Source organism: Proteocatella sp. QWL-06, assembly GCF_058684135.1.
This window is the reverse complement of sequence record NZ_CM178755.1, coordinates 2378696-2390050: the sequence shown is the minus strand read 5'-3', so window position 1 is coordinate 2390050 and position 11355 is coordinate 2378696. Positions and strand designations below refer to the sequence as shown.

At 41.3% G+C, this 11355-nt stretch carries 10 protein-coding genes; 8 read left to right on the top strand and 2 right to left on the bottom strand.

Going from position 1 to position 11355, the window contains the following annotated elements; translation table 11 throughout:
* Nucleotides 1-71 precede the first annotated feature (71 nt).
* The 4 genes from mgtE to AC4PGZ_RS11385 all read left to right on the top strand — a co-directional run bounded on the left by mgtE (nucleotide 72) and on the right by AC4PGZ_RS11385 (nucleotide 2726).
* On the top strand, nucleotides 72-1415 hold the full coding sequence (gene mgtE, locus AC4PGZ_RS11400) for a magnesium transporter (protein WP_492158739.1): 1344 nt from the start codon (nucleotides 72-74) through the stop codon (nucleotides 1413-1415).
* Nucleotides 1416-1565: 150 nt separating this feature from the next.
* Nucleotides 1566-1811, top strand: a complete 246-nt coding sequence (locus AC4PGZ_RS11395; RefSeq protein WP_492158738.1) for a hypothetical protein — start codon at nucleotides 1566-1568, stop codon at nucleotides 1809-1811.
* A 119-nt stretch (nucleotides 1812-1930) separates the two neighbouring features.
* Nucleotides 1931-2554, top strand: coding sequence for a transposase (locus AC4PGZ_RS11390; RefSeq protein WP_492158737.1), 624 nt, complete (start codon nucleotides 1931-1933; stop codon nucleotides 2552-2554).
* A 10-nt stretch (nucleotides 2555-2564) separates the two neighbouring features.
* On the top strand, nucleotides 2565-2726 hold the full coding sequence (locus AC4PGZ_RS11385) for a hypothetical protein (protein ID WP_492158736.1): 162 nt from the start codon (nucleotides 2565-2567) through the stop codon (nucleotides 2724-2726).
* A gap of 383 nt (nucleotides 2727-3109) precedes the next feature.
* On the opposite strand, the gene AC4PGZ_RS11380 is transcribed toward AC4PGZ_RS11385, so the two are convergent.
* Together AC4PGZ_RS11380 and AC4PGZ_RS11375 are read right to left on the bottom strand one after the other, a co-directional pair.
* A complete protein-coding gene (locus AC4PGZ_RS11380; protein ID WP_492158735.1) occupies nucleotides 3110-5587 on the bottom strand; it encodes an ABC transporter substrate-binding protein in 2478 nt (825 codons plus the stop codon).
* Nucleotides 5588-5755: 168 nt separating this feature from the next.
* Nucleotides 5756-7468: an IS1634 family transposase gene (locus AC4PGZ_RS11375; RefSeq protein WP_492158734.1), complete on the bottom strand. Its 1713-nt coding sequence runs from the start codon at nucleotides 7466-7468 to the stop codon at nucleotides 5756-5758.
* Between the two features lie 297 nt (nucleotides 7469-7765).
* Between AC4PGZ_RS11375 and AC4PGZ_RS11370 the strand changes: the two genes are divergently transcribed.
* From AC4PGZ_RS11370 to AC4PGZ_RS11355, 4 genes are all read left to right on the top strand, one after another.
* On the top strand, nucleotides 7766-7975 hold the full coding sequence (locus AC4PGZ_RS11370; RefSeq protein ID WP_492158733.1) for a helix-turn-helix domain-containing protein: 210 nt from the start codon (nucleotides 7766-7768) through the stop codon (nucleotides 7973-7975).
* Nucleotides 7976-8245: 270 nt separating this feature from the next.
* Nucleotides 8246-9490 (top strand): sugar ABC transporter substrate-binding protein, encoded by a 1245-nt coding sequence (locus AC4PGZ_RS11365; protein ID WP_492158732.1) that lies wholly within the window; start codon nucleotides 8246-8248, stop codon nucleotides 9488-9490.
* Nucleotides 9491-9563: 73 nt separating this feature from the next.
* The gene (locus tag AC4PGZ_RS11360) at nucleotides 9564-10445 is read left to right on the top strand and encodes a carbohydrate ABC transporter permease (RefSeq protein ID WP_492158731.1); all 882 of its coding nucleotides are present in this window, start codon (nucleotides 9564-9566) and stop codon (nucleotides 10443-10445) included.
* A 3-nt stretch (nucleotides 10446-10448) separates the two neighbouring features.
* Nucleotides 10449-11288, top strand: coding sequence for a carbohydrate ABC transporter permease (locus AC4PGZ_RS11355; RefSeq protein ID WP_492158730.1), 840 nt, complete (start codon nucleotides 10449-10451; stop codon nucleotides 11286-11288).
* The last annotated feature ends 67 nt before the right edge of the window (nucleotides 11289-11355 follow it).

The following is an 11355-nucleotide window of genomic DNA, read 5'->3' as shown; positions in this document are numbered from 1 at the left end:
GTTTCGGCCGTTTTCAGACTTATCTGAAGGCGGTTTTCCTGTTTTTGTACTTCTTTAAAAGGAGGAAAAAAATGGAAAAAAGAAATGCAGAGCTGTATGAACTTACAGAAAAAAATAAATTTGTTGAACTAAGAGAGCTTCTCATAGAGATGAATGAGGTAGACATCTCAGAGTTTCTCGAGACGCTGGAAATCGAGAAGATGACATTGGTATTTCGTATGCTCCCCAAGGATATATCCTCGGAGGTATTTGCATATTTGGAGCTGGATACCCAGGAGCACATAATTAAATCTGCTACAGACACAGAGCTTACGGAGATAATTGAGGATCTCTTCGTGGATGATGCGGTAGACCTTCTGGAGGAGCTTCCCGCGTACGTGGTCAAGAGGGTACTCAAAAACGCAAAGGCTGATACCCGAAATATCATAAATCAGTATCTGATGTATGGAGAAAACAGCGCCGGCAGCATAATGACGTCTGAGTTCATACACCTGAGGAAAAACATGACGGTAGACAGCGCATTTGAAAAGGTAAGAGAAAACGCGCGCGACATGGAGACCATATATACGTGCTATGTCACAGATGACAGCAGGAGGCTCGAAGGGGTTGTATCCATAAAGACCATGATACTTTCGGACCCGCAAGTGCTGCTTGGGGAAATAATGGAAGAGGACGTTATTTACGTCAGTACTGATGATGACCGCGAAGAGGTTGCCGCGCTGTTCTCGAAATATGGATTTTTATCGCTTCCGGTAGCTGATAATGAAAGAAGAATCGTAGGGATAGTTACCGTAGATGATGTACTGGATGTAATAAATGAGGAGGCTACTGAGGACTTTGAGATAATGGCAGCTATGAGGCCATCTGAAAAGCCCTATCTCAAGACAAGCGTGTTCTCTCTGGCAAAGAACAGGATCATGTGGCTGCTGGTGCTCATGATATCTGCCATGATTACGGGAACGGTGCTTCAAAAATACGAGCATGCATTTGCTGCATTCCCGCTCCTCGTGACCTTCATACCAATGCTTACTGATACGGGAGGCAATGCAGGATCTCAGAGCTCGACACTTATCATAAGGGGTATGGCGCTTTCTGAGATAAAACTCAGGGATGCGGGAAAGGTTCTTTGGAAGGAACTCAGAGTCAGCATAATCACAGGCAGCATACTGTCCCTGGTGAACTTCGCAAGGCTCCTGATTATGTATCCGGGGGATGAAGTAATTGCTTTTACAGTAACCCTGAGCCTTTTTGTCACAGTAATCATATCAAAGGCGGCAGGATGCATGCTTCCAATGCTGGCAAAGCTGATAAGGGCAGATCCTGCGATAATGGCAGCTCCTTTGATAACTACGCTCGTGGATGCATTTGCATTGATATTTTACTTCATGATGGCGCAGAAGCTTCTGAATATATAGATTTTAAGTTAAAAACATAAGGGGCTGTCGGGAAATAGCCCCCAAAGAAAAAGCGACTAGCTCGCTTTTTTTAATGCAAAAAAACACAAAAAAAAGATGACAAAATAATATTGCCATCTTTTTCCGTTATATTATAAAATATAACTACTCATGAAACAATATTATAACCGATTTTTTGAAAAAGGACAACAGGTTATTAATTTTAATTTTTACAATTTAGGTTTATCTGCTGACGATCCAGTCTATACCCTAATAAATATATTGGAGGATTTCGATTTTTCTAGCTGCTGGTTAGATACTCAAACAAGGGAAGAAAAGGCTATAACCCTATTTATTGATGGCACTAAAATTGAAGCAAATGAAATAGATATACATTTGTATGGAGAGGAACTGTAAATTATCATTTAGCAGGTCTTCTGGATAATATTGATAAGCTGTACCTAAGATATAATCAGTTTCTGGAATCTCAAAATTATCACAAAGCCTATAACTTACCTTTAGAAACCATGTTTGTTGTGGAAGGAATTGATAAAGTTAAGGATATTATTGCTAAAAATAGAAAGCGAAAATCATTAAATCTGGAAAAGATTTCAAACAACTCAATCATTGAAATCGGCAATATATGTCCATTGAAATTAATTGAGCTTCAAGCAAACTTAAGTCGCATTGCTGACGCAGAAAAAATTCTCTTTGTTCATGGAAAGAGAAATAAAAAAAGCGAGCTGCAAAAACTCTATGAGGCAATTGAAGAAGCTTCAACGAGACTATTGAAATATAAAGAACATTTCAAGCTTATGGGAACTGATAGAAATAGCTATTCAAAAACAGATATAGAAGCAACCTTTATGCGTATGAAAGATGATCATATGCAAAACGGACAGTTAAAACCAGCATACAACGTTCAAATTGCAGTTGAGAATTACTTTATTATCCATACTTACATAAGCAATGACCGAACGGATTACAATACACTTATTCCTGTACTTGAAAAACATAAAGCTTATCTTAATAATTTTCCGCAGGAAGTGACGGCCGACAGTGGTTATTCCAGTGAAGCTAACTTAGTTTACCTTAAAAACAATAACATAGATTCATACATAAAACTTCAAATGCAAAGATTGCAGCGGATGCGAGTTTAAGCCACACTGTTTGTATAAATACAACGAAGAAAAAGATATCCACAAAAACAAAGTTATGAAGATAAATCTGCTTTGGGAAACCTTAAATACAGAGTCCAATAATAATGTACAAAGTGAAAAAGGTATCTTGTATCGTCAGATACGTTCCATTCAGACCGAAGGTCATTTTTGAGACATCAAAGAAAATGATAATTTTAGAAGATTTAATCACCGGACATCTGAAAAAGTACATAAAGAGTTCTTTTTGTATGCTATAGGCAGAAATTTAAATAAGTATTATCGCTTCTCAAAAGAAATAATTAAGACCTATGAAGCAAAAATAGCTTAATCCTATCGGATTTTTATAAGTCATGAGAAACTATCAAGTGGCTTTTTTGTCATACAATAAATATTGAATTAAACAAAAAAAATCCTAAATTATTCTGTGTTCTACGTTTTTGTAGATGTTGAATAATCTAGGATTCTTAATTATTAAAGTTTGGGGGTCAAAAAACTTCATTCTCCGACAGCCCCCTAAGGCATATAGCCTGGAATTAATTTTTTATTAAGTGTTTTCTAAATGCTTTTCATGAAGAACTGGTCATATCTGATTACGGATATGGCATTAAGATTGGCGCCGCCGATATTCTTCTGATATGCGATTCCATTTTTCGGGTGGAACAGGAATGCCCATGGGGCATCCTCGTGGATTATTTCAGCGAGCTCGCAGTACATCTTTGCCCTCTTTGTCGGATTCACCATCTGTTTTGCATCCTCGAGAAGCTGTATAACTTCCGGATTGAAGTAGGATGAGAAGTTGTCGTTGCTGTCTTCTGTGAAGTTTGGTCTCAGGAAGTTGTCCTGATCTCCTGTGTCCGCCGTCCATCTTGATATGAATATGTCCGATTTCTGGTATGCGTTGGTCCTTATGAACTCCGCGGAAGGTATACTGTGAAGGTTTATGTTAAATCCCGCTGCCTTGAGATCCTCTACAACTAGCTTCTCTGTTCTCTTGAATAGGCCGCCTGAGCCGTCATCTCTCGTATATAGCTCTAGGGTGAGGTTGTTTATGCCGCTGGCTCTTATGAGCTCCTTTGCTCTCTGAAGATTGTGCGGATATGGCGAGATATGGCTTCCCTCAAGCATTGAAGGAGGAAGCGGAGACGCAGCTGCAGAACCATAGTTCATAAGCACCTCGTTCACTATTTTTTCCTTGTTTATGGCCATATTGACAGCCTGTCTTATAAGCTTTGAGTGAACAGCAGGATGATTTGACCTGAAGTTGAAGCCTAGATAATATACTGACAGCATATCCATGTACTGTATTTCCAGGTTTGCCTTTTTTGCCGCCTGGTAGGTCTGGCCGTCCTCTATCCTCACAAAGTCAAGTTCACCGCTTATGACTCTCTGGACTCTGTTTTCATCGCCCAGCGATATCTTAACCTTTGGTATATATGGAGCGCCTGAGTAACAGTCATCAAAGCCTTCCAGCAGCATCTCGTCAGAGGCATTCTTTGCCAGTCGATATGGTCCGCAGCCTGTTATGCGGCGGTCCTTTTCAAATGCGCGCATTGAGATAACTGAGGATGCAGGCTGTCCGAGGTTGAGAAGGAATCCTGTGTATGGTGTATTTAGTTTTATAGTGAGAGTATGGGGATTTATAACCTTTATGCCTGACACTGATCCGGCCTGGCCTTTGTGATACTCCTCTGCTCCTTCTATATCCATCAGTATCCATGCTGAATTTGCGTTCAGAGCCTTGCTGAGGAGTCTCTCATATGAGAATTTCACGTCTTCTGCGGTAAGCACATCCCCGTTGTGGAAACGGATTCCTTTTCTTATCTGGAATTCCCATGTGAGCTGATCCTCGTGGACGTGCCAGAATTTTGCGATTCCCGGAGAAACCTTGCCTTTGGTGTCTATATTTATGAGCGTGCCGTGAATATTATAGAAAGTACTTGAATCCACCAGGTCTGAGCTGGTCATAGGGTCTTCTGAGGATAGACCGTAAGGCTCGCAGCATCTAAGCACAAGAGCATCAGAGATTTCGCTGCTGATGTCCTTTGAGGATATGGTCTTCTGAGAGCCCTGTATGGAGCCGGAGATATCATTCAGCCTGCTCAGTGCGGTGCTTGTGAGCTCGGTGTTCAGTATCGTGAGCTCGACGGTCTTTATGAGCTGAGCAAAGCCATGGCTCATCTGCTGCGTAGAATATATCACAGACTCGAGGGAATCTGTCTGTCTTGATATTGCCGTGCTTATTTCGGCAGATACGCTCAGATTCTCTCTGGCAGAATCTATTATGCTTTCAAAGACCTGCTTTGTAGCCTCTGAAGTCTGTTTTCCATCGTTTACTCTGTCGATTGCTGAAAGCATGAGGTCTGAAGTCTTTCCTATGCTTTGCTTTATTTCATTCAGTATATTGTCTATGTGTGAGACTGATTCCATGCTGCGGTCGGCCAGTCTCTTGACTTCTCCGGCCACTACTGCGAATCCCCTTCCAGCTGCTCCGGCGTGAGCTGCTTCTATGGCTGCGTTCAGAGAAAGCAGATTTGTACTTGTGGCGATGTCTTTTATTATGTTCAGAAGATCGTCTATGTTCTTTGACTTTTCGAACAGCTCGTTAACGGATCTCCTTACCTCGTTCACCACATCTTCAATCTCGTCCATGGACACAAGGACATTCCCAACGGCATTTGTACCTTCGTTTGCGTTTTCAGCTGTTTTTTCAGCTATCTCCTTTGAGCTTTCTATGCTTGTGAAAACCTCTTCGGCAAGAGACGAATAGCTTGTGATCTCGTCAACTACATTTTCTATTATATCCATCTGCTTCTCGATGGATTGGTTGATTCCCTTTGTAGAGGCAATCAGCCCGTCTGCGACAACCGCTGTCTCTTCCACCTGGCTTGTAAGCCTGAATAGCATTTTTGAACGGTTGAGCTCCTGAAGCGCATCTCTGTTTTTTTCTGAGACAGATACTTTTTTAGGAGCATTTTCGCTGCTTAAGTAAGTACTTTCTTTTGATACAGGTGAATCCTTTTTCTTAAAGAACATGATTATGTAACTCCCTCTTTTTTATTTGAATGTATAAATATTAACACATTTTCCCGGAGTTGTAGTATAATCTCATCTTTGACACTTTAATGGAATAAAAACCTGTGAATCGAAGCAATATCAACGATTTACAGGTTTTCTTGTTTTTTGAAAAGTGAGTAATGTTTTTTATTTTTTTGTATCTTTGAAAATTTTTTTCATTTGTTTTGTATTTACTATCTGATAATCTGTTCTGAATCCAAATGCATCGTGAAGATCATCAGTTAAATCTGTTCTTGTATATGTTGGAAGGTAGCCTTCACCAGTGATTTCAAAGAAATTCATGTCTCTCAGTCCTGTCACTATGTCGTGACATGTATATTTTTCGCCCAACTTCTTTTCAAGAATTCTGTATATCATGAGTGAAATGAAGCAGGTAGTGAAGTGTGCCTCTATTCTGTCATCACGCTGCAGATATACCGGTCTAGCCTTGAACTCAGACTTCATGATCCGGAAGGATTCTTCAATCTCCCATCTTCTCTGATTTACCTTGATGATTGCGGAAGCATCGTCATCGAGGTTTGTGCAAACCGCATAGAATCCATCGTAAGCGGCTTCGCCGGCAATCAAATCAGTATCAATGGAGTAGCTTTCATTTTCGGCTACCTCACCATTTTCGGTGCAATGAGACTTGGATATGAATCTCTTGTAATCATTTGAATTACACTTCTTCAGTTTTCCAGAGTTTGTATCAATTACTTTCTGTGCGCGTTCTATCTGACGATTCCTGATGCTCTGCTGATACTTCTGATATTTGGTAGAGAATGTCACAATCAGTTTTTGTTCCAGGTCTTTCTCCTTGATCCATCTTTCTTTGTAGAATGTGAGGTCCAAGTTACTGTCCTCATTTAACTCCGTTAAATCATAAAGAACATCTGAACCACTCATTTTCCATCCCGTAGGATCCAGAGCCCATTCCCTGAGAGATGCCTTCAGTTTCTTGATAGACTGAGTAGTTATGAATGCCCGGTCCTGTATGTCGTTGAACTTGCGATTAGCAACAGAAGCCAGCCCGGCATCAGTACATACTACAAATCTTGAAAGACCAAAGTCAGATATTATCTTTTTCTCCAGTGGTTTCAACGTAACCTGTTCATTAGTGTTACCTTTGTTTATGCAAAATGCAAGCGGGAAACCATCCCCATCCATAAACAGTCCCATCTGGACAATCGGATTAGGCCTGTGCTCCTTCGAAACGCCATATTGCCTTAAGCCATCTTCCTGCTCTGTTTCGAAGAAATAGTTGGTGCAGTCATAGTAAAGGATCCCATTGTTTCTGTCGCAGATTTTGAGGCTGTTCTTGTAAAGCTCAGACTGTATGTAATCTGACTCTTTGGCGAGTACTTCCAGAGACCTGTAGAGATGCTGAAGCTCAAATTCAGGCTGTTCCATGAATAACTTCGATTGCTCGCATGTAGCGAGTTTAGAAGCAGGAAAGATAATCCTGCTGTAAACAAGTCTTGAAAGAACCGAATCCAGGTTGTATGTAAATTTGTATTTTTCTGAGATTACCTTTGATATCTTTGAAAGACCCAACTGGTGGTATATCTGCTGCAGGAACAGATATCCGCCATTGAATGTTTTTTGTTCATCCTTGGCAATCTGCTTCGCAGGAGAATACCTGACCATAACTTCTCTTTTTTCTTCTTTTTCTTTTCTTGTAAGCTCAGCAACATAAGCCTTAGCCCATTCGATAGGGTCCTCACCGTTGAGTTTTTTCTCAAGGTCTGCATAAGTACCAAGTTTTTCAACAATCTTGGAGGTATGAACCCCGTTAACATAAATAGATTTTGTGACGTATAAGGACGAAGCATTTTTAGATTTAGAAATAGTAAGTTTCATATTTACACCTCCATATATACTATATTATAACACATTGCCACAAATTCCTCAATAATTATTTTTAAAATTTGACAAAAAAATAAGCCTGTTGCAAGGCTTTGGAGCATATTCTAATGGGATAAAGTGTCAAAGATCCGGGTATATTCACACCTAAAATCCTAATCCTATATAGAAAAAACGATTTTCAAAGAGGAATTCGCAAATATCTATATATTTTTCTGCCATTTGGAAATTCATCGTGATATAATCGAATAGATAGGCAATGTATTGTAATCCTTATAAACGAGGTGTGAATTTATGGGTGTCAGCTACAACAAACTCTTTAAACTTCTGATCGATAAAAGCATGAAAAAAACGGATCTTCGCCTAGCCACAGGAATCAGTCCAAACACCCTCACTAAACTTTCGAATAACGAATATGTTTCCATGGAAGTGCTCGTTAAGATCTGCCGAGTGCTTGATTGTGATTTTGGGGACATTATGGAAATTGTGCCTACCAAAAAGTAGGCTTTATTACATGCGCTTTGAGAGAATAATTTTGTCGTTGTCATGAATAATTCAGGGTGAATATTATTAGGTGTATGTATAAAGATTATCAATAAAATAATGCTTCATTATAGAAATATTAAATTAATGTGTCATTATAGAAATATTAAATTAATGTTGACTATATAGTTTGGAGTGCCTATAATTATAAAAAGGGTTCAAAAACACATAGGACAAAAAGTGTATAGTTAAATGTATGCTTTTAATTGTAAAAGGAGGCAATAATCTATTATGAAAAAGAAATTCAAGGGCATTTATTCAGCGCTAATACTCCTGCTTGTAGCTTTTGTAGCGGGCTCAATGGTGGGCTGCACAGGAAAGAAAACAGAAGAGGCGTCAGGCGAAAAGCAGGTAATTAAAATATTCATTCCTGGTTACGAGGATGAGCTGTGGAAGGGTCTTTACGATGCAGGCATAAACGACTTTGAAAAGGAAAACCAAGGCGTGGATGTTGAGGTAATTCCTGCAGGCTGGGACGAGGCAAACAGCAAAATAGTCTCACTTATACAGGCAGGCGAGGCTCCTGACGTAATGATAACAGGCTCAAGATCGCTCAGACAGTTTGCCGAGATGGGCGCAATAGAAAAGCTGGACCAGTACATGACTGACGAATTCAAGGCCGGCCGTGTAAAGCCTGTGCTGGCTACTGCAAATATAAGCGGAACGCAATACGGAATCCCTCTGGCGTTCTCATCAAGGGCTCTTTACTACAGAACTGACCTCATACAGACTCCTCCTACTACCTGGGACGAGCTTTATGCGGCAGCTGAAAAGGTAAAGCAGGAGCATCCTGAGATGTACGGCTTTGCAATACCTACAGACATCACTTCAGGAACGGACGAGCTTTTCAACTTCATATATCAAAATGGCGGCTCGGCTACAGACGCTGAGGGCAACATAAAGTTGGCTACAGCTGAAAATATTGCAACACTTAATTTCTTAAAGAAATTCAATGATGCTAAGCTAATACCTGATCCAGTTTCAACATCAAGGTCAAGCCAGGCCCCTATGTTCCAAAACGGAGACCTTGCAATGTTCATATCAGGACCATGGGAACAAAAAACGCTTGATGAGAGTGCCGACAAGGCTCCTTACGGCGTGGCTATGCTTCCTGCAGGTACAAAAATGGCTGAGACACTTGTTACAGACTCATTCTCACTATCTTCACAAAGCAAGAACAAGGAGCTTGCATGGAAGCTTATAGAGCACATGGGCAAATTCGAATACCAGAACGCATATGATGAGGCAATAGGCTTCTTCCCTATACTAGTAGAGGAAGAAAAGGAAGAAAGATATAGCAGCGATTTCCTTAAGCCATTCAAGGAAATGATACAATACGGTGTGGCGGAGCCACAGGTTCCGGTTTGGGACACTTTCAACGAGCAGTTTATTACAGCGGTTCAGAAGGTGCTTACTGGAAACGCCACAGCTGAAGACGCTCTAAAAAGCGCGGAGCAGGAGCTCACAGCAAAATAAATACTATAACAAGAATGTAGCTGATTTCAGCTACATTCTTATGATAAAACGATAAAGGAGTTGTAAGGCAGCTATGATAACTGAGTTGAAAAGAAAGCAGGCGACTCCGTATGCTCTTATAGTGCCTGTAATCTTATTTATGGCACTAGTCTACGGCTACCCGCTGCTCTTGACATTTAAGTACTCTTTTCAGGACGTGTCCCTGATTGGGGGTAAGAGCGCTTTTGTAGGATTAGACAATTACATAACCGTACTTACAAACCCAAAATTCTACAATACGCTTATACTTACGATAAAATGGACGGCGCTGACTGTAGGACTTAAGATGGGTATCGGATTTGTTATGGCACTTTTGCTTAACGGAGAGATCTATTTCAAAAAAATTTACAGATTCCTTGTGCTTATTCCATGGGCTATACCCCAGGTTGTTGTGGCGACACTCTGGGCGTGGATACTTGACGGCCAGTATGGGTATCTTAATTACTATCTGCAAAAGCTGGGCGTAATCGGTGACGCCATATACTGGCTATCCAGCCCGAGGCTAGCCTTCCTGTCGGCCTCTGTAGTAGACGCCTGGATAGGAATACCTCTTGTGACCATGATATTTCTGTCGGGGCTAAGCGCTATTCCGGATTCGCTCTATGAGGCGGCAAGGGTTGACGGCGCCAGCTCTCTCCAGAGATTCACGCACATAACGTTGCCCGGCATGAAGAAGGTCCTGCTTATCGCCCTTACGCTTACGACTATCTGGACTTTCAATTCCTTCAACGTGATATACGTTCTGACGGGAGGAGGACCTATGGGCGGCACGGAGACAATGATGATAAGGATTTACAAGGAGATATTCGGCAAATACGACCTTGGAATGAGCGCCACGCTTTCAGTGACGGTATTTGCCGTATTGACTGTGCTGAGCATATTCTACTGGAAGCAAATACACAGGGACGGAGAATAGGCCATGGGAAAAACTAGAGCTTCGATATTCAAAATCATAAACACTTTAATAGTTACAATCGTAATAGGCCTTATGATAGCTCCCTTCTTCATAATGGTGTCAACCTCCCTTAAGTCCTACGCGGAGGTTACAAAGTGGCCACCTACATGGGTTCCGGATGTGATTAGGTGGGAGAATTTCAGCGAGGTGTGGAGTGGGGATGGTAATATAAGGACCGCCTTTACAAACAGCCTCATAGTATCTATAAGCACCATGCTCCTATGCACAGTTCTGGGACTTTTTGCCGCCTACAGCGCTTCCAGGTTCAAGTTTGCAGGCAAGAAGATTTTTCTGTTTGGTGTCATAATAACCCAGATGTTTTCCGCTGTAATTCTAATAGGTCCCATGTACGGCGTAGTAAGAGATATGGGACTTTTAAACACCTACCTGTCGCTCATAATACCCAACACGGCATTTTCGCTGCCCATGACGGTATGGCTGCTTTATGGCTATCTGGATGGAATATCTCCGAGTCTTGATGAGGCGGCCATGCTCGACGGCTGCACAAGGACCCAGGCGTTAATAAAAGTGCTTATGCCTGTACTGGCGCCGGGCTTGATAACCTCTGGACTGTTCGCGTTCATTGTAACATGGAACGATCTAATATTTGCAAACTCCTTCATAACACAAACAGAGATGAGAACAATTTCATTGGAGCTCACATCCTACAAGTCGCTCTTTGAGACATACTGGCACAAGATGATGGCGGCCTCGTTGATTTCAGTAGTGCCCGTTTTAGTTTTGTTCCTTGCAATACAAAAGTATATTGTTAAGGGTCTGGCTGCAGGCGGAGTAAAGGAGTAGGCACAGCCTGACTAAATTGAAGCATGCCCAATTAGCAACTTGATTCTTTATTATAGAGAAAGGGAGT